Here is a 25,978-nt window from a genome sequence, read left to right on the forward strand (position 1 = left end):
ATCTGTGACGGAGCACAACCCATGTGACCTGCGTAACCCTCAGGTCGCAGTGGTCACCGACGCCGCAGCAGCCAGCCCAGCAACACCGACATCCCCACCGCCACCAGCAGCCCCAGCACTGTCACCCACTGGTAACCGGCGCCCCCACCGGTCCCCGTCGCCTGCAGCAACAGCACACCGAGCACGGCGGAACCCAACAGCACGGCGGCCGACCGCACCAACCAACGGGTGATCAACTCGGGGTCCACCATCGCGTCATAGGGCAGCAGCGCGGCCAGCGCGCAGAGGGTGTGACCCAGGTAGAGCAGGGCCGCGACGGCGAGCAGCCGCCAAAGGGCGACCGGACGGCCGTACCCGTCGGTGGCGAGCAGCCAGCCGCCGACCGTGACCAACGCCGTGAAGGTCGTCCAGACCTTGCGCGGCCCGAACGCGGGCAACAGGGCCGCCACCGCCAGGAAGAAGATCGGCCGACCGGAAAGCACCTCCGCGGGGAACGCCAGGACGAACCCGGCAAACACGATGACGAAGATCCCGGCCCGGACCATCAGCGGGGCCACGCTGACGCGAGCGACGGCGTACTGCGCCGCCCGAACCCGCTCCACCAGAGCGTTCACCGCACCCGCCTTCCGTTCGCGACTGCGGGGCTCGCAGGCTCACTCCTCGCGCTCACCGGCCACCCACCCGTGGGGCCGTCGCCAACCGGGCCACGTCCCGCAACACCTGGTCCAGGCTGCCGGCACCGGCCCAGCGCACCACCGGAACGCCGTGCTCCCGGAGCTGCCCGATCATGATCTCCCGATCCAGGCGCCACAGCCGGTACGCCACCTCGGCCCAACCCCGGTCTTTCGGTGACGCCAGGTCGGTCGGCAACGTGTCGACCGCCACCACGAACCTCCCGCCGCGGGCCAACCGGGCGAGCATCTGCGCCGACCGTTCGTCCAGCAGCGGGGTGAGCACCACCACCAACGCGTCCGAGGAGAGCAACTGCGGGCCGAAGACCTGGTCGTACGGTTCGTGAGCGGACACGTGGACCCGGACGTCGAGCAGCCACTCCAGGACGGTCAGGTACTGCCGCCGCCCGGCGGCCGGCCGCAGCCGGCGGGCGGCCGGACCGTACTCCAGCAGCGAGACCCGATCACCACGGTGCAGGTAGTGCTCGGCGATCGCGGCGGTGGCCCGGACGGTGGTGTCCAGCACCGAGGCGGCGCCGTCCACCCCACCAGAGCGGCCCGCCTCGGCGAGCACGTCGAGCAGCACCACCACCTCCGCGTCCCGGTCGGAGAGGGTGGCGGCCACGTGTAGCTGCCGGGCCCGCAACGAGACCCGCCAGTCGATCCGGCGCAGCCGGTCGCCGGGGGCGAAGACGCGTACGCCGGCAAGCTCGCCGCCCTCTCCTGGTCGGCGGGAGTGGTGCGCCCCGACCAGACCGGCGGCGCGGGGCATCGCCTCGACCGCCTCGAACGGCTCGGTACGGGGGTACACCCGCACCCGTACCGGCTCGGTGATCACCGCCCGGGAGACCAGCAGACCCCCGGCCGTGGCGACCCGGGCACCGGCGGGGCCGACCGGGTGCCGGCCCCAGCGCAGGGCCTTGCCGGCCAGCTCCAGGTCCACCGCGGCGTCGATCGGCACCGACGTCACGAACGGCCGGTCCGCGACGGAACGACGCCGGCCGTTGCCCTGCGCCGTCGCACCGGTTTCCGCGGTGGCGCTCGACTCCCCGTCCTCGACGGCCTCGTCGCGGGCGAAGCCGGCCCGGTCGATCCGCAGCCACGGCGACACGCGGGTACGCATCACCACCAGGTCGTAGTCGACCGTGTCCGGGTTGCCGACGCTCACCGCCGCCGCCACGTCACCGCCCTCGACCAGCGGCCCACCGTCACCCTGGGTGATCCACACCTGCGGCAGCGCCGTGGGCCGTCGACGCAGCGCGTACGCGGTGCCCAACGCGAACGGGGCGGCGAGCACGATGAGGTCCACCCGGCCCAGCAGCACCCCGGCCACCAGCAGCAGGCCGGCGAGCAGCACAGCACGGCCGAGCGCCGGGGTGGGCGCCCAGCCGGCAGCCGGTTCCGCATCGGTGGCCGTCGGCACGGTCGGTCCGGACATCAGTGCCGGTGCCCGCCGGCGGCGTAGCTGGGCAGTGCGCCACTGGCCGGGGCGGGAGTCGCCTCCAGCACCTCGCCCACCACGAACGCCGGATCGACCCGACGCAACCACATCTCCGGGCGCAGGGTGATCCGGTGGGCCAGCGCGGGCGCCGCCACCGACTTGACGTCCTCCGGCACCACGTAGTCCCGTCCGCCGAACACCGCGCGGACCCGGGCCAGCAGCAGCAGCGCCAGCGAACCGCGAGGTGAGGCGCCGACCAGCACCGACGGGTGTTCCCGGGTGGCCGCGGTGAGCGACACGATGTAGCGGCCGATGGAGTCCTCCACCACCACGTCCTCCAGTGCGGCCTGCATGGCCCGCAGCGTCGCCGCGTCGACCACCGCCTTGATGTCCGCCTCCTCCCGGCGACGGCTCATCCGACGGCGCAGCACCTCCCACTCTTCTTCGTGCTGCGGGTAACCGAACGAGACCCGCAGCAGGAACCGGTCCAGCTGCGCCTCCGGCAGCGGGTAGGTGCCCTCGTACTCGATGGGGTTGGCGGTGGCCAGCACGTGGAACGGCTCATCGAGCTTGTAGGTCACACCCTCGACCGACACCTGCTTCTCCTGCATCGCCTCCAACAGCGCGGACTGGGTCTTCGGCGGCGTCCGGTTGATCTCGTCGGCGAGGAGCAGGTTGGTGAAGACCGGGCCGGCCCGGAAGGTGAAGTCGCCGTTGCGCTGGTCGTACAGGAAGGAGCCGGTGACGTCGGCGGGGAGCAGGTCGGGGGTGAACTGCAACCGACGGAAGTCCAACCCGAGGGCCTGGGCGAACGAGCGGGCGGTGAGTGTCTTACCAAGCCCCGGCAGGTCCTCCAGGAGCACGTGCCCGCCCGCGAGGATGCCGGCGAGGACCAGCTCCAACGCGTCCCGTTTGCCGACCACGACGGTGCCGACCGCGTCCAGGACCGCCCGAGCCAGCTGCCCGACCTCGGCGGGGGCAATGCTCCGGTCCACGTCGTTCATCAGATGCTCTCCAGTTCGGCGACGATCACCGCGAGTTCGCGCGGCGACGGGGTGCGGCGAGGCGGGGTCTCCAGGAACGTCCACAGGCGGTCACCCAGCAGGGCGCGAGCGCGGGCGGGATCCGACTCACGGGTGACGCCGTGTTTCAGCCGCATCCGCTCGTCGGCCAGTTCACCGATCCGGGGCAGGACCGTCCCGGTGAACCGTTCGGGTCGGGAAGAGGACCAGTCCAGGGGCCATTCCCACCGGTTGATCGCGCTGCGTAGCGCGTCCCGGGCACCCCAGTTGTAGCTGCCGTCCTCCTCGCCCGTGCCGACCCGACCACCGCCGGTTGGCGGGGGCGGCGGCGCCAGCAGGGCGGTGACCCGGCGGACCGCCAGCACGGCGAGCACCCCGGCGATCAGTACGGGTAGCGAGACCTGGAGGCCCACAGCGCGGAGGCCGACCAGCAGGACCGCGACCAGCGCGGCGGCCCACGCGAGCGAGCGCAGCACCGGACGCCATCGGGACGGGCGCGCCTGCGGACCGGCCGGCGCGGCCTCCTCCTCGAACGCGAGCAGATCGTCGATGCTGGTGCTGCTCATGAGGTCACCGCCGCGGTGAGCTCTCCGCGCAGCCGGCCGAGGGCGGCGCGGGCCTGGTCCCGGGTGCGTTCGCCGACCGGGTGGGTGGCATATCGGGCCTCCCGGTAGACGTGCGCGAACTCGGCCAGCACGTCGGTGCTGGCGATGGCCGGCACGCCCGCCGCCGGGTCACCCTGCAACAGTCGGCTGACCAGGTCGGTGGGGGTGTCTCCGGCGAGCCTCGGCACGCCGGCCGCGGCGGCGGTCTCCTCCAGGCGCACCCAGCAGGCGATCACCGCCACCCGGGGGTCGGTGTCCTGGTCGTCGAGCTCCACCAGGCCGGCGTCGAGGGCGGCGACGACCTCGCGGGCGGTGCCCTCGGCGGTGCGACGGGCCCGCTGCGCAGGTAGTGCCCGGGTGGTGCGGCGCAGCGCGCCCCGGATCAGGACCCAGCTGAGGTAGCCGAGCGCGGCGAGGATGGCCAGCCCGAGCAGGACCACAGCCACGGTGCCGACCCACTGCGGGATGTGCGCCTGGGTGGCCTCGCCGGCGTCGCGGGGCTCGATCGGAATGGACGGCGATGGCTCAACGGTCGGGTACTCGGGGACCCAGGGAACGTTGTCAGCAGCCGGCGGGATGCGACTGGCCCCGATCGACGAGTGAGCGGACGCCAGCGCGGCACCGGCGAGCAGGGCGGCGACCGCGCCGACCGGCCACCACCGGCGGAGCAGGCCGAGCACCGGCGGCAGCACACCCGGCTCGGCGGACGGTGCCGGTGTGGGCGGGCGTGTTCCGTCTGTCATCGCCACCACCCCACGCGTCGTCTCAGTCCACTCCGGCCAGCTGTTTAGCCTGGCCGAAGACGTCGTCCAACATCCCTGGTGTCAACCGCCCGGTAAAGGTGTTCTGCTGACTGACGTGGTAGCAGCCGAGCACGTCCGGAGCGTTCGTGCCGGACCAGTGTGCCCCATGACCGAACGCCGGTCGCGGGCTGGGCGGGCGCTGCCCGTACACCGCACGGAGCACCGGCCACCACGCGGCCCAGGCGAACGCGCCCAGCGCGACCACGACCCGCAGCGTGGGCCGGATCAACGTGACCTCGCGGTGCAGCCAGGGTGCGCAGGTGTCCCGTTCCAGGGGCGTCGGCTTGTTGTCCGGAGGTGCACACCGGACGGCCGAGAAGATCCGCAGGTCGCGCACTGTGAGCCCGTCGTCGGCGGCGACGCTGGTCGGCTGGTTGGCCAGCCCGGCCCGGTGCAGCGCGGCGAACAGCACGTCACCCGACCGGTCGCCGGTGAAGATCCGACCGGTGCGGTTGCCGCCGTGTGCGGCGGGTGCCAGCCCGAGGATGGCGATCCGGGCGTCACCGGTGCCGAGGCCCGGCACCGGCCGACCCCAGTACTCCTGGTCGCGGAAGGCGGCCCGCCGGGTGCGGGCGACCTCCTCCCGCCATTGGACCAGCCGCGGGCAGGCGAAACAGTCGCTCACTGCCGCGTCGAGGTCGGCCAGGTCGGTCGCCCGCGCTGCGCGGGCGACCACCTGTGCGGGGGTACGCGTCTCAGCCAAGCTTGGCCCGGAAGAGTTCCAGGGTGCGGGCCCAGGCGCTGGCGGCGGCGCGCTGGTCGAACGCCTCCGGCCGGTCGTCGTTGAAGAAGGCGTGCGAGGTGCCCGGGTAGTCGTAGAGGTGGCAGTCGCCGCCGGCCTCCTCGATGGCCCGCCGGGCGGTCTGTACGCCCTCGTTGGCCGAGGTGCCGTCCTCTTCGGAGCAGTGGATGACCGCTGCCTTGCCGGCGTAGTCGGCCCAGTCGGGGCGCATCGACTCCCAGGGCAGCACGGGATAGAAGCCGGCGGTCGCGACGATCCGCTCGGAGATGGTGGCCGACCAGAGGGCCAGGCTGCCACCGGCGCAGAAGCCCACGGCGCCGACCTTACCGGTGACCTCGGGCCGCCCGGCGAGATAGTCGGCCGCTCCGGCGATGTCCTTCGCCGCCTCGTCCATCCGCATCGCCAGCAGGAGCCGCTGCGCCTCGTCCGGCTCGCTGGTCGTCTCACCGTGGTAGAAGTCCGGGGCGAGGGCGACGAAGCCGGCCTCGGCGAACCGGTCCGCCACCGACCGGATGTGCGGGACCAGACCCCACCATTCCTGAATGACGATGACGGCGGGGCTGGCCGTGCCGCTGGCGGGTATCGCGAGATACCCCTCGCTCGTGCCCCCGTTGCTGCGGTAGCTCACCATTTCGCCCATGGGCCGTCCTCCTAGCGGTCAGTCATCGTTGGCTGGTCGCCCAGTGGTCCTACGTGCCGGTAGCCTGCCACGCCACGCGGTCGTCGGGAAGACGCCGGAACAGTGGCATTCACCTCCTGTTCGCCCCCCGGTGACGCCGGGTACGCCGACGGCGGCGGGGTCTGCTCCCGCCGCCGCCGATGCCGAGCTACCGCTGTGGTCAGACCTTCTTCGTCAGGCAGAGCACGTAGCCCGTCTTGCCCGGCTCGATGCTGGAGAAGACGTACCCCTCCTGGCCCTCCTTGAAGAACTGGGTGCAGGTGGTGTCGGCCTTGGCCTGCGCCTCGCTCTGGCCGTCCACCCGACCGACCACGCTGTACGCCGCGTCAGTGGAGGTGCACTCGACGACCTTGGCGCCGTCGACCTCCTCCTGCTCGGTGCCGGTGACCTCGGGCAGCTCGGCGATGCAGTCGCCGGCCTTGGCGGCTGCGGTCTCGTCCTTGTTGAAGTAGTTGCCGATCGCCGAGGCGACACCGAACTTCAGGCCGGCGATGACGACTACGGCGAGGATCGCACCGACGATGCCGAGGGCCTTCTTGGCACCGGACTTCTGCGCCTTCGGCTCGGCCGCCGGCTGCGGCGTCTCCACGGCCGGCTGCGACTCGACGGCCGGCTGCGACTCGGCCGGCGGCTGCGGCGCGGCAGGCTGCGGCGCGGCCGCTTGCGGCGTCTCGACGGCCGGCTCAGGGGTTGCGGCGTCGGGCGCGGGGGGCGGTGCGACCTGCTCTGGCACGGGGGTTCCTTCCGAGGGGTTGATGAGCAGACGACACCGTAACGATCATTGATTTCCGGTGCCGTCCCGCTCGCCTCGTCCGTTCAGCTATTTCCCAGCTTCATCAGCATGATCCAGTTCACACCGTGGTTCAGCGCGTCGGGGTGGGGGCTGGCGTTTCACTCGGCGTCACGGTCGGGGGCACCGAGGGCTCGCCGGGCGTTCCACTCGGCGTCGGTGTGGCGGTCGGCTCCGGCGTCGGTGTGCTGATCGCGGCCGGCGCCGACGGCGGGGACGCGCCCGGGCCTCGCGGCCCGAAGGGCGCCCGGCCCACGCAGTACGGGTACGGCCGCAGCAGCGGATTGCCGTACTCGTCGACGCGACCTTCGCAGTCCGGGTAGCCGAGCCGGATCGGATTGCCGTTCTGGTCGAAGAGCCTTGCATTCTCCACCAGCCGGCCCTCGCTGTCGTAGACGAAGACGTCCTGGACCTGGTCATATGGGCCGTTGATCGACGTCGGATCGATGCCGTAGTCGCCGTAACGCATCCGGTCCTCCGCCTGAATCAACGCGGCGAACGCGAAGACCACCAGCACCACGCTGGCGACCTGCACCGCCGAACGCGGCCAGCGGGTCAACCGCCCGGAGCGGCGGCCGATCCAGATGGAGGCGAGCACGAAGCCAATCAGCATGATCAGGCCGGCGAGCAACTCGCCACCGAACCTCGGCAGCAGCCCGAAGCTGCCGCCGGTGCTGATCACCGTGACCAGCATCGCCGCCAGGTAACCCCGGAGCACCCACCAGCCGGGGCGCAGCAGCTGGAGGAAGTCGCTGGCCGTCGCGTACCCCAGGGGTGGGCCGAGGCGGGTGTCCATGGTGCGCAGCCGGCCGCGGACCCGGGCCATCGCGCTCGCCACCCGCTGGTCGAGGTTGCGCCCGCTGCCCGGCGCGGCGCCGGCTGCGGCGCGCAGCTCGGCGGCGTACGTCTCGGGCTCGCCCAACCGCTCGACCAGGGTGCCCTCGGCCTCGGCGGCGACCTCGGTGAGGTGGTCGGCGAGATCCTCGGTCAACTCGTCGCGTTGCCCGTGCGGCAGGTCGGCCAGAGCGGCCCGGACCCGCGCCACATAGTCGGTGATCTCCTGCTCCGCGACGGTCATGCCGCCATCCCCCGATCGTCGAGCAGACTGTCCATGGTGGTGGCGAACGAGCGCCAGAGCTTGCCGGAGCGGGTCAGCTGGTCACGCCCCGCGGCGTTGAGTGAGTAGTACTTGCGGTGCGGCCCTGATTCGCTCGGCACGACGTACGTGGTGAGCAGGCCGGCGGCGAAGAGGCGGCGCAGCGTCCCGTAGACCGAGGCGTCACCGACCTCTTCCAGGCCGGCCTCGCGCAGCCGGCGCAGGATGTCGTAACCGTAACCGTCCTCCTCTCGGAGCACGGCCAGGACGGCCAGATCAAGCACGCCCTTCAACAACTGTGTGGTGTCCACGCATTGCACACTAGTACGTAATGCGAAGTAGCGTCAACGATCACGCCCAACATGCCGGGCGGAGCGCGGGCACGGAGCGGACGCCACTTGATCGCGCTCGATCAACCATGTAGTGGCCTCAGCCAACCCAGCACCGCCTCGTCGATCATGGAGTTGTGGTGGGGTGACAAAGCGCCCGCACAGCACCAAACCAGGCACCACAAATTCATGATCGACAAAGCCGAACTGCCCCTGCCTCACGATCTTGCACTTACTGTCCCGGCACAAGACGCATCCCACCCATATCGACAGCCGAAACTGCAAGATCGGCGCGGGTGGGGCGTCTCTGGAGCGCCGAACCTGGATGTCGGAGGTGCACCGTGCCCCTTGACCCAGCAACCGATCGCCAAACGCAACGGTGTTGGCTTCCATGATCGAGCGCGATCAAGGCGGACGGCGAGATCAACGAGAAAGATCAACGCACAACATCAGGGATGGTGGGCAGCCCCCCCGCGCGGTCCAGCCCACGAACCTGGTGAACAGGTCGACCGGGGACGGGGCGGGATTCGGATTGAGCTTGATCAGATCTGCGGTGGCCTCGAAACCCCGATCGCTGTTATCGATCGTCGAGCAATCGCCGATACCTACCGTCAACGCATGGGCGAGTTTGTTGGGATCGCTGAGATACGAGACATGCTCGGTGGGGTGTCACGCGCCCGGGCGTCCGTAGTTGCGTCCCGGCGCGATTTCCCGGCCCCACATCAGGTGTTGCGGATGGGCCAGATTTGGCGGCGCACCGACGTCGAGAAATGGATCCGGCAGCACCGGCCTGACCTGACGACGGACTGAGGCGGAGCCCAGCCGGGACGGGACGGGTTAGCGGGCGGTGGCTACCGGACGCTCCAGGCGATGCCGTCGAGGATGTCGTGCTCCGAGGCGACCACCGACGGCATCCCGGCCCGCTCCATGATCACGCGAAGCACCAGCGCGCCAGCGCCGATCACGTCCGCGCGGCCCGGGTGCATCACCGGGTTCGCCAACCGCTGCGCACGGGTCTGACCCAGCAGCTCCGCGGTCACCCGGGCGACCTCCTCGTACGACACCCGGGCGTGGTGGATGCGCTCCGGGTCGTACTCCCGCAGCCCCCGCGCCAGGGCGACCACTGTGGTGACCGACCCGGCGAGGCCGACCAGGGTGGCCGCCTCGCGACCGGGCACCACGGCGAGCGCCCGGTCCACCACAGCAGCGATGTCGGCCTGCGCCGCCTCGACCTGCTCGGGCGTCGGCGGGTCACCGGGCAGGTGCCGCTCGGTCATCCGGACGCAGCCGATGTCCACCGAGATCGCCGACCGCACCCCGGCGGCCCGGTCACCGACCACGAACTCGGTGGAACCACCACCGATGTCGACGACCAGGAACGGCTCCTTCGCGTCGGCAGGCAGCCCGCGCACCGCGCCGGTGAACGACAGGCGGGCCTCCTCGTCGCCGCTGACCACCTCGGGCGCGACACCGAGGGTGGCCCGCACCATCTCGGTGAAGTCGGCGGCGTTGGCGGCATCGCGGGAGGCCGAGGTGGCACACATCCGCACCCGCTGCGCGCCCAGCTTCTCGATGTCGGCCGCGTACGACGCCAACGCCACCCTGGTCCGCTCGATCGCCTCCGGCGCCAGTCGGCCGGTGCGGTCCACGCCCTGCCCCAACCGGACGATCTCCATCCGCCGGGTCAGGTCGACCAGCGGCGCCTGCGGCCCGGCCGCGGCGTCGGGCAGGTCGGCGACCAGCAGTCGGATCGAGTTGGTCCCGCAGTCGATGGCCGCCACACGCGTCGTCACGGCAGCAACCTTACGGCAGGACTGGCGGCCACCCGACGGCTTGGTTGGCCGTGGGCCACGACTCGCCCAGGTCGCCGGACGGGCCCCGCAACAGCCCCATCCCGAGCGCGGTCAGGTGATGTCGGACGGCCCCGCCCTCCCGCTCGCTGGTCACCAGACCGGCGGTCCGCAGCGCGCGGGCGTGCTCCGAGGCCGAGGAGAGACTGATCCCGACCGCCCGGGACAACACTGTGGTGGTCAACCCGCCGTCGGTCGCCAGGCGGCGCAGCACCTGCGCCCGGGTGACGCCGAGCAGCCGACCGAGGGCATCGTCGTCGGCGGGAGCCCCGCGCGCGGGCATGACCACCGGGTAGACGAGCAGGATCGGGTAGCCCTGCTCGACAAGCACCCGGGGCCGCGGCCCGGCCAACGGGGACGGCAGCAGGATGATCCCGTGGCCGGTGCCGGGGAGATCGCCGTCCCACCACGTGCGTACCTCCAGCACCGGATCCCGCCACCGGATCCCCGGGTGCAGACCCGCGAAGAGTGCGGCCAGGCCGTGCTGCGCCAGCCGTTGGCTGGCAGACGCCACCTGCTGACGGTACGCGGACATCAGCTCGGCCCAGTGCGGTGCGAGCACCGCGTCGAACCAGGTCCGCACGGCCCCGCCGAACAGGTCCAGCACCTCCGGGTCGGCCGCCGCGAACCGCCGCCGCAGCGGGCTGGCCGACGTGCCCGCGTACGCCAGGGTGACCTCGGCGCGGACCCGCCGCGCCGGGGTGGCCCGGATCGCGTCCAGCCCGGCCTCCACCGACTCCAGGCCGTCGAAGGGAGTGACGAAGTCCGGCAGACGTCCCCGGTCGGGCAGCAGATGCCGCAGGACCGCGGTGGCAGCCTGGGCGGCAGCCGTGCCCTCGGCCGCTGCCGCACGCTCGGCCAGGGTCGGCGCCATCGCCGCGACCGTGGGATCGCGCAGCCACTGACCAGCCAGCAGCGCGATCCCGACCGGATGCAGCCGATCGGCGAACCGCACCCGGCACAGGTCGGCCGACCCGAGCTGGAGGCGAAGCATGGCAACAGCCTGCCTGCCTTCGCCCAGGACCGAAAGGGTTGATCCGCGGCCGAACCCTCTCCAGTGTGGACTGCGGGGTCGACGGGGGGTGGCCGGCGTGCGGCGAACAGTGGCGGTGTTGACGGGGCTCTGCCTCATGGTCGTTGCCGCAGCTTGTGGTGAGCGGGGGCAACCCTCGTCGGCCCCGCCAGCCGCACCGTCCGCGTCGAGCGAACGACCGGCGGCCGGTGACCACCAGCTCACCCTGCACCACAACGGGCTCGACCGCACCTACCTGCTGCACGCGCCCCCGGGGTTCGACCCGGGCAGACCCTCCGCGCTGGTCATCGCGCTGCACTTCTATCCGGGCCTCGGATCCTCCATGCGTGAGTTGGCGGGCCTGGACGCCAGAGCCGACAAGGACAACGTGCTGGTCGCCTACCCCGACGGACAGGGCGGCGGTTTCAACGCGCTGATCTGCTGCGGCAGCGCGGACGACGTCGGCTTCCTCAACGCCCTCACCGACCATCTGGTGCAGACCTGGCACGCGGACCCGAACCGGGTGTTCCTCACCGGCATCTCGAACGGCGGCGACATGAGCTTCCGGACGGCGGTGGAGAGCACGGGCAGGTTCGCCGCGATCGGGGTGGTCAGCGGTGGTTACAGCGGAAATTTGACCACCGCCGACAGTTACGTGCCGAAGAGCCCGGTCTCCGTGATCACCTTCATCGGCGGCCAGGACCGCTACGCCTCGATCTTCCAGGCCGGCATGCGGACCTGGCAGCAGCGGCTCGGCTGCCGGCCGAGCCCGAAGGCGAACGGGGTGCCGGGTGTGACGCACACGGTGGCGGGCTGCGCGGACGGCAGCGAGGTCAGCGTCTACACGATCGCCGACATGGGCCACAGTTGGCCGGGAGCGACAACCGGCCAACTCGCCGCATCCTCCGCGGGGCTGTCCGCCACCGACCTGATGTGGGATTTCTTCGCCGCCCACCCCCGCAAGGCCTGACCTACAGGCGCAGCAGCATCCGGGTGTTGCCCAGCGTGTTCGGCTTGACCCGCTCCAGGTCCAGAAACTCCGCGACACCCTCGTCGTACGAGCGCAGCAGCTGCTCGTAGACCGGCTGCGGCACCGGAGCGCCGTCGATCTCGCGGAAACCGAACGAGCCGAAGAACCGGGTCTCGAAGGTGAGCACGAAGATCCGCGCCACGCCCAACTCCCGGGCCGCGTCGATCAGCTCACCGACCAGCCGGTGACCGATGCGCCGGCCCCGGCAGGACGGGTCCACCGCCACCGTGCGGATCTCGGCCAGGTCCTCCCACATGACGTGCAGCGCGCCGCAGCCCACCACCACGTCGTCCTCGGCCCGGACCGCGACCCGGAACTCCTGCACGTCCTCGAAGAGGGTGACCGTGGCCTTGCTCAGCAGCCGCCGGTCGTCGGTGTAGGTGTCGACGAGTCGTCGGATGCCCCGCACGTCCCCGGTGCGGGCCCGCCGTACGAGAATCTGACTCTCGGGCGCCTCGGACCCGGCCTGCGTGCTCATTCGGCCGCCGGCACGTCCACGCACGGCCCCGCCGACCACCAGGGCTCGACCAGGCCCAACGTCTCGTCGCCGAACGGGTTCACCCCGGGGCCGGCGCCCAGCGCGTGGCCCAGGTGCACGTGCAGGCACTTCACCCGGCCCGGCATCCCACCGGCCGAGATGCCGGCGATCTCCGACACCTCACCGATCGCCTCCCGGCGGGTGAGGTAGTCCTCGTGCGCGGCACGGTAGTGGGCGGCCAACTCCGGGTCCGTCGTCAGCCGGTCCGCCATCTCCTTCATCAGCCCCGCCGACTCCAGTCGGCTGCACGCAGCGGTGGCCCGGGGGCAGGTCAGGTAGTACAGCGTCGGGAACGGGGTGCCGTCGGCGAGGCGGGGGGTCGTCTCCACCACGTCGGGAAGGCCACACGGGCACCGGTGGGCCACCGCCCGGGTGCCCCGGGGCGTCCGGCCGAGCTGCGCGGCCACCGCGGCCAGGTCGGCCTCGGTGGCCGGCTCGCGCTGCGGCAGGGGAACGGAATCCGCCGCCGGCTCCGACGGTGGTACGACAGTCACGGTGCCCATCTCTCCTGGTGTGCTGGTCGGTGGATCACTGGCCCGGCTGCTGGTTGTCCGCCGCCCGCACGCTCGACCAGAGCGTGTCGTACCAGGTCACCGGCCCGGCCGGCGGGGCCGAACCGGCAGACTTCCCGGCGTCGCGGGCGGCGCCCTCCGGGTCGTGCAGCACCACCATCATCTTCTCGCCGGGCCGGCCCATGAAGAACCGTTCCCGAGCCTGCGTCTTGATGTACTCGGGGTCTTTCCAGTTGGCGGCCTCGGCGGCGAGCTTGGCGATCTCCTGCTCCTGCACCGCCTGGGCCGCCTCCATCCGCTCGATGTCGGCCTGCTGGTCCAGGTAGACCCGGACCGGATAGGTGTAGGCCAGAGCGAGCGCGATCAGGACCGCGAACAGCACTGTGGCCCGGCCGGTGAAGCGACGGGGGTGGGGTGCGGCGAGCCGCTTCACGGAACCAGCCGCAGCGGTACGCCGAGCGGCGGCCGGACGATTCGCGGAGCGCACGCCTTCGGCGCCCCGGGCAGCACCCGGCGCGCGACCGGCTGCGCGCGGCTCGGCGCGTACGCCGGCCTCTCGGACCGATCCCCGCGTGGCGCGCCCGCCGCCCGGCCGACCGGACTGACCCGGCCGGCGGGCGGGACGCTGACCACCCGGTGTGCGGCGCTGCTGCATCGTCACACCCCTCCCCCGAGGCTTCGTGCGTCTCAGGCCGAACGGTAGCGCGGGAACGCGCCAGCGCCGGCGTAGCGCGCCGCGTCGGCCAGCTCCTCCTCGATCCGGAGCAGCTGGTTGTACTTGGCGACACGGTCCGAGCGGGCCGGGGCGCCGGTCTTGATCTGGCCGCAGCCGGTGGCCACCGCCAGGTCGGCGATGGTGGTGTCCTCGGTCTCGCCGGAGCGGTGGCTCATCATGCACTTGAAGCCGGCCCGGTGGGCCAGGTCCACCGCGTCCAGGGTCTCGGTCAGCGAGCCGATCTGGTTGACCTTGACGAGAACCGCGTTCGCCGCCTTCTCCGCGATGCCGCGGGCGATGCGCTGCGGGTTGGTCACGAACAGGTCGTCACCGACGATCTGCACCCGGTCGCCGATCGAGGCGGTCAGCGTCTGCCAGCCGCTCCAGTCGTCCTCGGCCAGCGGGTCCTCGATCGACACGATCGGGTACTCGTCGGCAAGCTTCGTGTAGTAGGTGCTCATCTCCTCGGCGGACTTCGCGGCACCCTCGAACGTGTAGGTGCCGTTGTCGAAGAACTCCGTGGCCGCCACGTCGAGCGCGAACACGATGTCGGTGCCGAGCCGGTAACCGGCCTTCTCGACCGCCTCGGCGATCAGGTCCAGGGCCGCCGCGTTCGTCGGCAGGTTCGGCGCGAAGCCACCCTCGTCGCCGAGCCCGGTGGAGAGGCCCTTCTTCTTCAGCACCGACTTCAGCGCGTGGTAGACCTCAGCGCCCGAGCGCAGCGCCTCACGGAAGGTGGGCGCGCCGATCGGCGCGATCATGAACTCCTGGATGTCGACGTTCGAGTCGGCGTGCGCGCCACCGTTGAGAATGTTCATCATCGGCACGGGCAGGAGGTGCGCGTTCGGGCCGCCCAGGTAGCGGAAGAGGCTCAGCTCGGCGCTGCCGGCAGCGGCCTTCGCCACCGCCAGGGAGACCCCGAGGATGGCGTTCGCGCCCAGCTCCGACTTGCTCTCCGTGCCGTCGATGTCGAGCATCTTCTGGTCGATCAGCCGCTGCTCGCTGGCCTCGTACCCGATGATCTGGTCGACGATCTTGTCTTCGACGTTGGAGACCGCCTTCTCCACGCCCTTGCCCTGGTAGCGGTCGGCGTCACCGTCGCGCAGCTCGATCGCCTCGAAGGCGCCGGTGGAGGCGCCGGAGGGCACGGCGGCGCGGGCTACCGTGCCGTCGTCCAGACCGACCTCGACCTCGACCGTCGGGTTGCCCCGCGAGTCGAGAATCTCCCGGGCGACGATTCCCTCGATGGTTGCCACTAAGTCGCTCCTCGTTGTTGTGATCCGGTCCGTGGGTGGGCCGCGACGGTGCGGCTGAGGCAGGTGTTGAACGCAGCGTATCGGGCGGCGCGAACGGGTACGGCGTCGCCCGCTCACCCGGGTCACCCCGCGTTGACGGACATTCCCGGATTTCCGGGCGTCAACCGGCAACGGGTTTGCGCTGCGCGGACCAGATCCACCAGGCTGGTCGCCATGCCCGCCGCCTCGACCACCCTCCGCATGCTCGCCGTGTCGGTCATCGCGTCGCTCACGGTCACCGGCTGTCAGACATTCGAGGACGCCGGAGTCGCCATGGGCCGCTCGGAACTCGTCAACGACCTCGCCGCCCGGCTCGATCGGGCACTGGAGTTGACCTACTCGGCCGACTACCAGTTGCCCGGCGGCCAGCGCGCCGCGATCGCGCAGGCACAGGACCCGGCGCGATCCACGTACACCTATCCGGGCGGGCAACTCACCGTCACCCCGGAGGCCATCACCCGGTGCACGACGACCGGCGCCCGCCCGCAGTGCACGCTGATCACCCCGCCCACCCCGGGCAGCAAGCCCACCGTCACGCTGTTCGGCGAGGCCAACCAGCAGGGCCTCGTCACGCCGCCGGTGGTGGTCGGGCTGCTCACCGCCGCCGCGCTCGACCCACAGGCGGTCATCAAGCAGAGTGACACCACAGTCGCCGGGCACCACGCCGCCTGCGTCGCGGTGCAGAGCTCGTCGTCCGGCGACTTCACCGCCTGCGTGACCACCGAGGGCGTGCTCGGCAGCTTCACCGGGCCGGTCGACGGCAAGCCGATGGAGCTGGCCCTGAGCAACTACTCCGCGACCGTCGACGAGGGCGCGTTCGTACCGCCCGCCGGCGCCGACGTCGTCGACCGCCGCCCCGGCGGCTCGTGACCGACCCGCCCGGCGGGTTCCTGCCCGGGGCCGATCGGAGCCGGCCTCCCGGCCCCGGCGACCTGGCCCTGCCGGTGACCGGCGCGAAGCTGCTGACCGGCGTTGACGGCCAACTCCTCCGCGTCGCCGACCTGCCCGCCGACACCGACTGGGTGCCGCTGGGCACGCTCGACGGAGTGCCCGCCTGGGGCACCGACCTGACCACCGCCGACGACCTTCCCGGCCGGGCGCGCGGCTGGGCGTCACTCGCCGCCGAGGTGCCGGAGCCGCATGCCACGCTCGCCGGCCGGGCGCTGGCGGTGTTGACCTGGCGGCGTACCCACCGGTGGTGCGGCGCCTGCCGAGCGGAGCTGACCGACCGACCCGGCGAGACCGCGCGACGGTGCCCCGACTGCGGCCTGTACGTGCCGATGCAGCTCTCCGCCGCTGTACTGGTGGCGATCACCCGGCCCGGCCCGCCCGGGCACGTTGACGAGCTGCTGCTGGTCCGGCACGCCACCGGTCCGACCGGGCTGTGGGCGCTGGTGGCCGGCTTCGTCGAGGCTGGCGAGACACTTGAGGCGGCGGTACACCGGGAGGTCGGTGAGGAGGTCGGGCTCCCCGTCGACCGGCTGGCCTACTTCGGCAGCCAACCGTGGGCGATCTCCGGCCCGGGCGTGCTGCTCGCCGGCTTCACCGCCCGTGCCGCCGACCCGCAGGCCGAACCGGTGGTCGACGGGCGGGAGCTGACCAGGGCTCAGTGGTTCGGCCTGGATGCGCTGCCGGCGCAACTGCCGCCCGCGTACTCCATCTCGCGCTGGCTCATCGACGCGACGGTGACCGCCGGGCGGCGCTGAGACCCGCGCTGCCCGGCGTTTCTCCTCAGAGACCGAGCAGGGTGCGCAGGTGGCGCGGGGGCGGGCAGTCGTGGGCGAGCATCGCGTCGTGCCAGTCGCGGACCGACACCCCGTCGGGGCGGGCGGCGGCGACCTCGGCCACCTCGCTGTACCCGACGAAGTAGGTGGAGAGCTGGGTGGAGGTGAGTTGGGCGCGCCGCCACTTGCCGGCCGCCTCGCCCTCCTCCTGGAAGCCGCGCCCGGTCATCAACGCCATCGCCTCGGCCTCGGGCAGGTCCTCGGCGTGCACCAACTGGTCGAGCAGCGCGTTGATGGTCATCCGCAGTTGCATCTTGAGCTGCTGCAACCGCACCGGCAGACCGCCGAAGCCGAGCCCCGCCATCAGCTCCTCCGCGTAGACCGCCCAGCCCTCGATGAACGGGCCGGACTCGGCCAGCGCGCGGACCCGCGTGCCACCCACGTAGCGGCGGGCGTGGGCGAGCTGGAGGAAGTGCCCCGGCATCGCCTCGTGCACCGTGAGGTTGCGGATCATGTGGTCGTTGTATTCGCGGTAGAACGACTCGACCCGCTGCGCCGGCCAGTCCGACGGGGTGGGCGCGATGCAGTAGAAGGTCGGCGCGACGGCGGTCTCCAGCGGGCCGGGCGCGTCGCAGTACGCGACCGCGACCCCCCGGGCGAACTCCGGCATCTCCTGGATCACGCACCGGTCGTCGACCAGGGTGACCAGGTCGTGTGCGCGGACGAAGTCGGTCGCCTCGTCCAGGGTCACCCCGGCCAGCTCGACGATCGTCGCGTCGTCCGGGTGCTCGCCGGCGAGCAGGTCAAGCGCCCGACGTACGGACGCGTCGTCGGCCGGGCCGCCGACCAGCTCGACGGCGGCCTCGCGGATCTCCTCGGTGACCCGGTCCAGGTTGGCCCAGGCGCGACGCTGGATCTCGGCGGCGCCCAACTCGGTGTCGAGGGTGTGCCAGAGCCGTGCCTCCCAGCGGCGCCGGCCCAGTCGCGGGTCACGGCCGGGGCCGGCATCGGCGGCCAGGCCGGTGCGCAGCCAGGCGACGAACTCGTCCAGCGCGGCGATCGCGGCGGTGGCCGCCGGCTCGACCCGGTCGAGGTGGCCCGGCGCCTGGGCGAGCAACGGCGGCAGCTCGTCGCGGATCAGCGCGGCCGTGCCGGTGAACTGCCCGACCGCCGTCTCCGCGTGGATGCGCGGCATGTCCCGCAGCGTCGCGCGGGCGGTGGCGAGGGCGTCCGGCACGGCGGCGAGCCGACCGGCGAGTTGGGTCAGCCGCACGTCCGCGGGGGCGTACGGGCGGGCCAGCAGCGGGTGCAGCAGCGGGCCGGGGTTGTGCCGCAGCGGATCCCACTCGTGCGAGCGGATCTCGATCAGCTCGAACAGCTCCCGGTCCACGAATGAGGTGAGCAGCGCGTGGTCGACCTGCTCATCGACGTCGAGCGAGTCCGGGTCCAGTTCGGACAGTGCGTTTGCCGCGTCGGAGAGCATCGCCCGATCGGCAATCAACCCCTCGGCGGACAGGTCCGGCAGCCGGTCGTCGAAGCGGTGGTCCCCGGCCGCGGTGGCAACCCCCGGCCGCGACTCGAGTAAAGCCTCGACGACCCGCTCAGCCAGCACCCCAAACGCTTCCACCGCCCCACCCTACCGACCGCTGTGCGCTCCGCCGCCGGTTCCGCCCACTCCGTCGATCATGACGTTATCGCCACCCACCTCGGCGTGGCGGAGCAATAACTTCATGATCAACGCGGGCTGGCGGGCCCGGGTGGGGAGTTGGGGGCGGGGGGTTCGGCTTTGCGGATGGTTTCGGCGTGGGCGAGGGTGGTGCGGCGGAGGGCTGCTTCGGGGTCTGTGCCCGCCTCGCGGGCCGCGGCGACCGTTGCCAGCAGGCTGGCGCCCAGTCGCGCTTCGGCGTCCACCTGGGTGTCGGCCGGCGGGAGCGGAACCCCGATGCCTCGGCGGGCGGCGCGGTCCAGGATCTGCGTTGCCAGGGCCAGCGCGGGCTGACTCAGGGCCACGCCGTCCAACACCGAGTGCCGTGCCTTCTCCGCGCGCTTGATCCGTTCCCAGTTCTCGGTGATCTCCTCCAGAGTGCCCGCCTCGGCGCCGGCGAAGACGTGCGGATTACGCCGGATCATCTTGTCGACCAGACCACCGGCCACGTCGTCGATGGTCCACCGCTCGTCCTCGGGCAACTCCTCGGCCAGCCGCGCGTGCAGCACCACCTGCAACAACACGTCGCCCAACTCCTCGCGCAGCGCGTCGGTGTCGTCGGCGCTGATGGCGTCGTACGCCTCGTAGCTCTCCTCCAGCAGGTAACCGGCGAGGCTGCGGTGCGTCTGCGCCCGCTTCCACGGGTCGCCACCCGGAGAGGCCAGTCGATCCAGCACGGCCACCGCGTCGAGCAGCCGGGCACCTGGCGGATCCCACGAGCCGTACATCAACTCCATCTCGGCCAACCCCGGCTGCCGGGCCAGCCGCAGACCCAACTCCCGGGCCAGCGCCTCGTCACCCGCCGGACCGGCCAGCCACACCACGGTGCCGTGCGTCGCCACCGCGTCCAGCAACGGCTGCGTCGCCGGGCCGTCCACCACTGTGACCTCGGCGCCCGCCTGGCGCACGGCCGTGGTCAACTCGCTGTCCGCGCCGGTCAACACCGGGTGCTGGCGTACGACGTCCCAGGCCGCGGCCGTCAACAGGCCGGCGGGCAACCGAGGTGAGGTGACCAGGAGGACGATCCGTGCGGTCATGCTCAGCTGGCCGTGCCCTCGGCTTCCGGCGTCCCGGTCGGCCCCTCCGGGGTGGAAATGTCGGTGACCGCGTCAGAGGCCGGCTCGCCCAACGGCACACTCACCGCAGGTGCGTCACCGGCGAAGCTGAGCAGCGGGAACTCAAGCGGACGGTACCGAGGGCTGACTGTGACGTCGTAACGACCGACCGCCTCGGCCAGGATCCTCTTGGTCGCCAGCGCCCCGCGCAGCTGCTCGCCGTCGAGCTGCTGGGCGGCGTCCGCATCGGTCACCTCAGCTGGGATCTTGCCGGCCGCACGCCCGGCGGCGATCACGTCGGCGATCTCCTCCTTGGTCGGCTCGACCGGCTCGGCCGGCAACCCGGACAGGCAGGTGAAGAGCTTCGCCACCTCCCGCACGTGCCCGGTCTCCGGGTCGAGACCGAGCTGCTGGGCGGCCTGGTCGGCCGCCACCTGGCCGCGCGGCTGGTAGTTCTTCTCGGCGGAGAGCTTCTCGCACACCTTGGTCAGCACCATGGTCCGAACCACGTCGGCCACCTTGGGCAGGGTCGGTTGCGGCGCCTCGGGCTGCCCACTGGCGGATGACTCCGGCGCCGGGTTCTTCGTCCGCAGGTCCTTCATCGCGGTGGTGACCTGAACGTCGGTGATGCGCTGGTCACCGATGTAAGCGGCGATACCAGGCTCAGCACGGCAACCGGAGAGGGCGACGAGGCCGAGCGCCACAGTGGCGACGGCGGCAAGACGGCGAGCACGCATAGCCGTCACTCTCTCACGCCGTCACCCCGGGTTGTGACACCCCCCACCTTCGCTCATCCCACGACCAGGGACGGCGTCGACGCGCGACCGTCCCTGGTCGAGAACACACCGTCGGCTCAGGCGCTCGCGGCCACGGCGACGGCTCAGGCGCTCCCGGCGACGGCGAGTGGGGCGGGAGCACCGAGCACATCGGAGAGCAGTTGCGCGCACCACTGGAGCAGCGCCTGGTCACGCAGCGGCTCGCCACCGATCCGACGGGTGGTCGGTCGGGGCACACTGACCTGGTCGGTGGCCTGCTTGTAGACGGCATCCGGGTGGTAGCGCTTGAGCCGCAACTGCTTGGAGTCCGGTAGGGGCAGCGGGCCGAACCGTACGTGCTTGCCCTGCATGGACACGTCGGTCAGGCCGTAGCGGCGGGCCAGCAGACGGAACCGGGCCACCTCCACCAGGTTCTGCACCGGGGCAGGCGGCTCGCCGTACCGGTCGGTCATCTCGGCGATCACCTCGGCCAGCCGCTCCTCGTCGCGCGCCTCGGCGAGCTTGCGGTACATCTCCAGGCGCAGCCGCTCCACGCTCACGTAGTCGTGTGGCAGGTGCGCGTCGACCGGCAGGTCGATCTTGACGTCGGTCTCCTCCTCCGGCCGCTCACCCTTGAACGCGGAGACCGCCTCGCCGACCATCCGCACGTACAGGTCGAAGCCGACGCCCTCGATGTGCCCGGACTGCTCGCCACCGAGCAGGTTGCCGGCGCCCCGGATCTCCAGGTCCTTCATCGCCACGTACATGCCGGCGCCCAACTCGGTGTGCTGGGCGATGGTCGCCAACCGCTCGTGGGCGTGCTCGGTGAGCGGCTTCTCCGGCGGGTAGAGGAAGTAGGCGTACGCCCGCTCCCGGCCCCGGCCGACCCGGCCCCGGATCTGGTGCAGCTGGGCCAGGCCGAGCAGGTCGGCCCGCTCCACGATCAGGGTGTTGGCGTTCGGGATGTCGATGCCCGACTCAACGATCGTGGTGCAGACCAGGACGTCGAACTCCTTCTCCCAGAAGCCGACCATGACCTTCTCCAGGGCGTCCTCGCCCATTTGGCCGTGCGCCACCGCGACCCGCGCCTCGGGCACCAGCTCCCGCAGCCGCCGTGCCGCCCGGTCGATCGACTCGACCCGGTTGTGCAGGTAGAAGACCTGCCCGTCACGGAGCAGCTCACGGTGGATGGACGCGGCCACCTGCCGGTCGTCCTGCGCGCCGACGAAGGTGAGCACCGGGTGCCGCTCCTCCGGCGGGGTGGCGATGGTGGACATCTCCCGGATGCCGGTGATCGCCATCTCCAGGGTGCGCGGGATCGGGGTGGCCGACATGCTGAGCACGTCGACCGACGCGCGCAGCGTCTTCAGGTGCTCCTTGTGCTCGACACCGAAGCGCTGCTCCTCGTCGACGATCACCAGACCGAGCTGCTTGAAGCGGGTCGCCGTCTGCAACAGCCGGTGCGTACCGATGACGATGTCGACGGTGCCGTCGGCAACCATCTCCAGCGTCCGCTCGGTCTCCTTCGCCGTCTGGAACCGGGACAGCTGCCGGATCTGGACCGGGAACTGGCTCATCCGCTCGGCGAACGTGTTGTAGTGCTGCTGAACCAACAGGGTGGTCGGCACCAGCACCGCCACCTGCTTGCCGTCCTGCACCGCCTTGAACGCCGCCCGGACCGCGATCTCGGTCTTGCCGTAGCCGACGTCGCCGCAGATCAGCCGGTCCATCGGGACGGTCTGCTCCATGTCCCGCTTGACCTCGTCGATCGCGGCGAGCTGGTCCGGCGTCTCCTGCCAGGGGAAGGCGTCCTCCAACTCGCGCTGCCACGGGGTGTCCGGGCCGAACGAGTGCCCCTTGGACGCCTTGCGGGCGGCGTAGAGCTGGATGAGCTGCGCGGCGATCTCCCGGACCGCCTTGCGGGCCCGGGCCTTGGACTTCTGCCAGTCCGAGCCGCCCATCTTGTGCAGGGTCGGCTGCTCGCCGCCCACGTAGCGGGAGAGCTGGTCGAGCTGGTCGGTCGGGACGAACAACCGGTCGCCGGGCTGGCCCCGCTTGCTGGCCGCGTACTCGATGACGAGGTATTCCCGGCTGGCGCCGTTGACGGTGCGCTGCACCAGCTCGACGTAGCGGCCGATGCCGTGCTGCTCGTGCACCACGTGGTCGCCGGCCTTCAACTCCAGCGGGTCGATGGTGTTGCGCCGCCGGCTCGGCATCTTGCGCATGTCCCGCGTCGAGGTGCCCCGACCGCCGGTCACGTCATTGCCGGTGAGCAGCACGAAGCGGGATGCCTCGTCGACGAACCCGCTGCTCAGCGCACCACAGGTGACCACCAGCTCGCCGGGGACGGGCGCGGTCGGCACCTCCTCGGTCAACCGGGCACCCAGGCCGGCGTCGCGCAGCACCTCCACCGCCCGCTGGGCGGGGCCGTGCCCCTCGAAGACCAGCGCGACCGACCAACCCTCGCCGGCCCAGCGCTTGAGGTCCTCAACCACCCGCGAGGTCTCGCCGTGATAGAGCGGAGCCGGTTGGGCGGACAGGGTCACCGCGATGGCGTCGTCCGGGGTGACTGTGGCCTGCTCGGGCGCGTCCTCCCAGGGCTGCCGCGTCTCGGCGGTCTCCCCCTCGACGAGACCGAACGGGGACAGCGTCCACCACGGCTGGCCGAGCTTGCCCGCGGCGGCGCGTACCTCGCCGAGGGTGCGGAAGGCGGCGGCGCCGACGTCCACCGGGGCCTGGCCGCCGACCGCGGCGGCGGCCCAGCTGGCCTGCAGAAACTCCTCCGAGGTACGCACCAGGTCGTGCGCCCGCGTGCGGATCCGCTCCGGGTCGCAGAGCAGGACGTGGGTGCCGGCCGGCATGGCGTCCAGCAGCAGCTCCAGTGAGTCGGGGCCGACCAGCACCGGGGCCAGCGACTCCATCCCCTCCACCGGGATGCCCTCGGCCAGCTTGTCGAGGATCTCGGCCAGCTCGGGGTGCTGCTCGGCGAGCGCGGCGGCCCGGTCGCGGACCGCCGGGGTGAGCAGCAGCTCGCGGCAGGGCGGTGCCCAGAGCAGCGGAACCTGCTCGATGGTCCTTTGGTCGGCGACGGCGAAGGTGCGGATCTCCTCCACCTCGTCGCCCCAGAACTCGACCCGCGACGGGTGCTCGTCGGTGGGCGGGAAGACGTCCAGGATGCCGCCGCGTACCGCGAACTCGCCGCGCTTGGTGACCAGGTCGACCCGGGCGTACGCCATGTCGATCAGCCGGCGGGCGACCTCCTCCAGGTCCGCCTCCTCGCCGGCGGCGAGCTGCACCGGCTCCAGATCACCGAGCCCCTTGAGCTGCGGCTGGAGCAGCGAACGGACCGGGGCCACCACCACTCGCAGTGGCCCGGTGCCGCCGTGCGCGTCGGTCGCCTCCGGGTGCGCCAGCCGGCGCAGCACGGCCAGCCGCCGGCCGACAGTGTCGGAGCGTGGGGACAGCCGCTCGTGCGGCAGCGTCTCCCAGGAGGGGAAGACCACGACCTGCTCGGCCGGCAGCAACCCGCCGAGCGCGGCGGCCAGGTCGTCGGCCTCCCGGGTGGTGGCGGTCACCGCCAGCACCGGTCGGCCGGCCCCGTCGTTGTCCGCGGCGACCGCCGCGACGGCGAACGGGCGCAGCGCCGCTGGGGCGGTGATGTCGAGGCCGTCGACCTGGGCGGCACCGGAGCGCGCCAGGTCACGCGCCCGGGTCAGCCCGGGGTCGGCCAGGGCGGCGGTGAACAGACCGGTGAGCAAGGGAATCCTTCCCGGGGAGTCGACGCACACGACGGCGGCCCCTCGTCCAGGCGGACGGGGGGTGCACGACAACAAGCCTAGCCCCGTCGACCGACAGCCACCCCCTTCCGCCCAGGTCCGCGCCGCGCGGCGCGCGTCACCCGCGCCCCTGGGGATCTTGACCGCCGCCGGCGGGCGTGGTCGGGTTTCGGTATGGGTGAGCAGTGGCGGGCACAGTTCGACGCGGAGGTGAGCTTCGCCAACGGCGGCGGGCTGCGTACCGAGGGGTTCCGGCTGGACATTCCCGGTCGGGAGATCACCGACGGCGACCTGGCGGCGTTGTTCGTCCGGCACCTCGGGCTGCTGATGGTCGCCGACGTTCGGATCAGCGCCAAGACGATCATCGAGGAGCCGCACAAGGGCGGCCGGGGTGTCGCGGTCGGCCGATCCGGCGCCGATCGTCGGCTGGTAGAGCTGAGCCACGTGATCAACGACGGGATGACCACCCTCCCGGGTTGGCCGGGCCCCCGGATCACCGACTGGCTGACCTTCGCGGCGTCCCGCGAGCGGTACGCCCCGGGCACCGAGTTCCACGTGGCTCGAATCGAGATGATCGCCAATACCGGCACGTACCTGGACACGCCCGCCCACCGCTGGGCCGGCCGGGAGGACCTGACCGCTGTGTCGCTGGACCGTCTCGCCGACCTACCGGGGGTGGTGGTCCGGGTGCCGGCCGGCATCCACGCGGTGGACCGGCTGATGCTGGCCCCGTACGAGGTGACCGGCCGGGCGGTGTTGCTGCACACCGGGTGGGACGCGCACTTCGGCACGGAACGGTACGGCGCGCCGGAAGCGCCGTACCTGACCGGCGACGCCGCCCAGGCGCTTGTCGACGCGGGGGCGGCCCTGGTCGGCATCGACTCGATCAACATCGACGACATGGGCCCGGCGGTCGCTGGCGTACGCCCCGCGCACAGCGCGCTGCTCGCCGCCGGCATCCCGATCGTCGAGCACCTGACCGGCCTGGACGCGTTGCCGCCGACCGGGTTCCGGTTCACCGCGGCCCCGCCGATGGTGGCCGGCATGGGCACCTTTCCGGTCCGCGCCTTCGCCGTCGTCAACCCCTGAAGCCACCCGCGAGGCCATCGACGCACGGCCAGCGGCCAGTCTCTGCCGCACGGTGGGGCGCGCGAGGTGCCGGCCACCCCGGCCGACCCGCGCGGGGTGGTGCCCTTCTACCTGAACGTCGGGTACGTGCTCGGCGGATACCTCGCCTCGACAGTGCTCGGGATATCCGCCGGCACCACCCCCGTACCGCGCGTCGGGCCGGGCTGCGGATCGCCGCCCTGGCGGTCTACAGCGTGCTGCTCGGCATCGCCGGGGCGATCGTGGTCGGACCGGTGCTGGACATCTGGCACCACGACACACCGACGATCGCCGCCATCGGCGCGCTGGCCGTCTTCGCCGCCGCCATGTTCGCCAGCGCCATCCAGGGTTGGCTCGGCGTCGCGGGCACCGCGCTGGTCATCCTGCTGCTGGTGGTGCTCGGCAACCCGGGCTCCGGCGGCATCTACGCGCCCGAGTTCCTGCCCGGGGTGCTGCGCGGCATGCACCGCTGGAACATCCCCGGGCTCGCCAACGACCTGACCAAGGCCGCTGTGTACTTCGACTGGCGGTCGGCCGGCTGGCCCGCGATCGCCTTGGCGCTGTGGGCGGTGCTCGGCATCGTCGGGTTGGTCAGCGCGAGCCTGGTTCGCGGTCGCCGGGCCGCCAATTCCGGCTCCGGGCCAGCCCACGCCGGCTCCTGACCAGCCCCGTCCTGGCTCCGAACGACGCCGTCCCGGCCCCCGCCAGCCCCGGACGGTGGTTGAG

The 25,978-nt window shown here is 72.0% G+C and carries 25 protein-coding genes; 5 read left to right on the forward strand and 20 right to left on the reverse strand.

The annotated features are described in order from the left end of the window. Nucleotides 1–53: 53 nt before the first annotated feature. The 12 genes from ACIA47_RS05990 to ACIA47_RS06045 form a co-directional block, all read right to left on the reverse strand. On the reverse strand, nt 54–614 hold the full coding sequence (locus ACIA47_RS05990; RefSeq protein WP_203123633.1) for a hypothetical protein: 561 nt from the start codon (nt 612–614) through the stop codon (nt 54–56). Between the two features lie 52 nt (nt 615–666). Continuing rightward, the gene (locus ACIA47_RS05995) at nt 667–2,109 is read right to left on the reverse strand and encodes a DUF58 domain-containing protein (RefSeq protein ID WP_396705872.1); all 1,443 of its coding nucleotides are present in this window, start codon (nt 2,107–2,109) and stop codon (nt 667–669) included. Then, nucleotides 2,109–3,116, reverse strand: a complete 1,008-nt coding sequence (locus ACIA47_RS06000; RefSeq protein WP_396705874.1) for an AAA family ATPase — start codon at nt 3,114–3,116, stop codon at nt 2,109–2,111. The genes ACIA47_RS05995 and ACIA47_RS06000 overlap by 1 nt, the downstream gene beginning before the upstream one ends. Then, on the reverse strand, nt 3,116–3,700 hold the full coding sequence (locus ACIA47_RS06005; protein WP_203123621.1) for a hypothetical protein: 585 nt from the start codon (nt 3,698–3,700) through the stop codon (nt 3,116–3,118). The genes ACIA47_RS06000 and ACIA47_RS06005 overlap by 1 nt, the downstream gene beginning before the upstream one ends. Further along, nucleotides 3,697–4,482: a DUF4129 domain-containing protein gene (locus ACIA47_RS06010; RefSeq protein ID WP_396705876.1), complete on the reverse strand. Its 786-nt coding sequence runs from the start codon at nt 4,480–4,482 to the stop codon at nt 3,697–3,699. Before ACIA47_RS06010 ends, ACIA47_RS06005 begins: the two co-directional genes overlap by 4 nt. Nucleotides 4,483–4,504: 22 nt before the next feature. Continuing rightward, nucleotides 4,505–5,218, reverse strand: coding sequence for a uracil-DNA glycosylase (locus ACIA47_RS06015; protein ID WP_396705878.1), 714 nt, complete (start codon nt 5,216–5,218; stop codon nt 4,505–4,507). A gap of 19 nt (nt 5,219–5,237) precedes the next feature. Continuing rightward, entirely contained in the window at nt 5,238–5,924 is a 687-nt protein-coding gene (locus ACIA47_RS06020) for a dienelactone hydrolase family protein (protein WP_112621668.1), read from the reverse strand. A gap of 199 nt (nt 5,925–6,123) precedes the next feature. Next, a complete protein-coding gene (locus ACIA47_RS06025) occupies nt 6,124–6,696 on the reverse strand; it encodes a hypothetical protein (RefSeq protein ID WP_396705880.1) in 573 nt (190 codons plus the stop codon). A 130-nt stretch (nt 6,697–6,826) separates the two neighbouring features. After that, nucleotides 6,827–7,831, reverse strand: a complete 1,005-nt coding sequence (locus tag ACIA47_RS06030) for an HAAS signaling domain-containing protein (RefSeq protein ID WP_396705882.1) — start codon at nt 7,829–7,831, stop codon at nt 6,827–6,829. After that, nucleotides 7,828–8,160, reverse strand: a complete 333-nt coding sequence (locus tag ACIA47_RS06035) for a PadR family transcriptional regulator (RefSeq protein ID WP_074316865.1) — start codon at nt 8,158–8,160, stop codon at nt 7,828–7,830. Before ACIA47_RS06035 ends, ACIA47_RS06030 begins: the two co-directional genes overlap by 4 nt. Nucleotides 8,161–9,029: 869 nt before the next feature. Beyond that, nucleotides 9,030–9,959, reverse strand: coding sequence for an exopolyphosphatase (locus ACIA47_RS06040; protein WP_396706382.1), 930 nt, complete (start codon nt 9,957–9,959; stop codon nt 9,030–9,032). A 22-nt stretch (nt 9,960–9,981) separates the two neighbouring features. Beyond that, nucleotides 9,982–11,022 (reverse strand): ArsR/SmtB family transcription factor, encoded by a 1,041-nt coding sequence (locus ACIA47_RS06045; protein ID WP_396705884.1) that lies wholly within the window; start codon nt 11,020–11,022, stop codon nt 9,982–9,984. A 97-nt stretch (nt 11,023–11,119) separates the two neighbouring features. Here ACIA47_RS06045 and ACIA47_RS06050 point away from each other — a divergent pair, with 97 nt between their 5' ends. Further along, nucleotides 11,120–12,010: an alpha/beta hydrolase family esterase gene (locus tag ACIA47_RS06050; protein ID WP_396705886.1), complete on the forward strand. Its 891-nt coding sequence runs from the start codon at nt 11,120–11,122 to the stop codon at nt 12,008–12,010. 1 nt (nt 12,011) lies between these two features. Here the strand turns inward: ACIA47_RS06050 and ACIA47_RS06055 are convergent, their stop codons facing one another. The 4 genes from ACIA47_RS06055 to eno are packed head-to-tail and all read right to left on the reverse strand — an operon-like array spanning nt 12,012 to nt 15,091. Further along, nucleotides 12,012–12,548, reverse strand: coding sequence for an amino-acid N-acetyltransferase (locus ACIA47_RS06055; RefSeq protein WP_355574585.1), 537 nt, complete (start codon nt 12,546–12,548; stop codon nt 12,012–12,014). Beyond that, nucleotides 12,545–13,102, reverse strand: a complete 558-nt coding sequence (locus ACIA47_RS06060; RefSeq protein ID WP_396705888.1) for a DUF501 domain-containing protein — start codon at nt 13,100–13,102, stop codon at nt 12,545–12,547. The genes ACIA47_RS06055 and ACIA47_RS06060 overlap by 4 nt, the downstream gene beginning before the upstream one ends. 34 nt (nt 13,103–13,136) lie before the next feature. Continuing rightward, on the reverse strand, nt 13,137–13,775 hold the full coding sequence (locus ACIA47_RS06065; protein ID WP_396705890.1) for a septum formation initiator family protein: 639 nt from the start codon (nt 13,773–13,775) through the stop codon (nt 13,137–13,139). Between the two features lie 32 nt (nt 13,776–13,807). Next, on the reverse strand, nt 13,808–15,091 hold the full coding sequence (gene eno, locus ACIA47_RS06070) for a phosphopyruvate hydratase (RefSeq protein WP_091394269.1): 1,284 nt from the start codon (nt 15,089–15,091) through the stop codon (nt 13,808–13,810). Nucleotides 15,092–15,304: 213 nt separating this feature from the next. Between eno and ACIA47_RS06075 the strand changes: the two genes are divergently transcribed. Together ACIA47_RS06075 and nudC are read left to right on the forward strand one after the other, a co-directional pair. Continuing rightward, complete coding sequence (locus ACIA47_RS06075; RefSeq protein ID WP_396705892.1) at nt 15,305–16,000, forward strand: hypothetical protein; 696 nt, start codon at nt 15,305–15,307, stop codon at nt 15,998–16,000. Then, the gene (gene nudC, locus ACIA47_RS06080; protein ID WP_396705894.1) at nt 15,997–16,836 is read left to right on the forward strand and encodes an NAD(+) diphosphatase; all 840 of its coding nucleotides are present in this window, start codon (nt 15,997–15,999) and stop codon (nt 16,834–16,836) included. The genes ACIA47_RS06075 and nudC overlap by 4 nt, the downstream gene beginning before the upstream one ends. Nucleotides 16,837–16,861: 25 nt before the next feature. Here nudC and ACIA47_RS06085 read toward each other — a convergent pair whose 3' ends face one another. The 4 genes from ACIA47_RS06085 to mfd form a co-directional block, all read right to left on the reverse strand. Next, on the reverse strand, nt 16,862–18,481 hold the full coding sequence (locus ACIA47_RS06085) for a DUF885 domain-containing protein (RefSeq protein WP_396705896.1): 1,620 nt from the start codon (nt 18,479–18,481) through the stop codon (nt 16,862–16,864). 107 nt (nt 18,482–18,588) lie between these two features. Next, nucleotides 18,589–19,596: a nucleoside triphosphate pyrophosphohydrolase gene (locus ACIA47_RS06090; protein ID WP_396705898.1), complete on the reverse strand. Its 1,008-nt coding sequence runs from the start codon at nt 19,594–19,596 to the stop codon at nt 18,589–18,591. Between the two features lie 2 nt (nt 19,597–19,598). Continuing rightward, nucleotides 19,599–20,351, reverse strand: a complete 753-nt coding sequence (locus ACIA47_RS06095; RefSeq protein WP_112679045.1) for a hypothetical protein — start codon at nt 20,349–20,351, stop codon at nt 19,599–19,601. Between the two features lie 143 nt (nt 20,352–20,494). After that, complete coding sequence (gene mfd / locus ACIA47_RS06100) at nt 20,495–24,127, reverse strand: transcription-repair coupling factor (protein WP_396705900.1); 3,633 nt, start codon at nt 24,125–24,127, stop codon at nt 20,495–20,497. A gap of 192 nt (nt 24,128–24,319) precedes the next feature. On the opposite strand from mfd, the gene ACIA47_RS06105 reads away from it, so the two are divergent. Together ACIA47_RS06105 and ACIA47_RS06110 are read left to right on the forward strand one after the other, a co-directional pair. Continuing rightward, nucleotides 24,320–25,234 carry a cyclase family protein gene (locus tag ACIA47_RS06105; protein ID WP_396705902.1) on the forward strand — a complete coding sequence of 305 codons (915 nt, stop codon included), beginning with the start codon at nt 24,320–24,322 and terminating at the stop codon, nt 25,232–25,234. A 233-nt stretch (nt 25,235–25,467) separates the two neighbouring features. Beyond that, entirely contained in the window at nt 25,468–25,914 is a 447-nt protein-coding gene (locus ACIA47_RS06110; protein WP_396705904.1) for a hypothetical protein, read from the forward strand. Nucleotides 25,915–25,978 lie beyond the last annotated feature (64 nt).

This window comes from Micromonospora sp. NPDC051227 (genome assembly GCF_044455385.1).
Lineage (GTDB): Bacteria > Actinomycetota > Actinomycetes > Mycobacteriales > Micromonosporaceae > Micromonospora.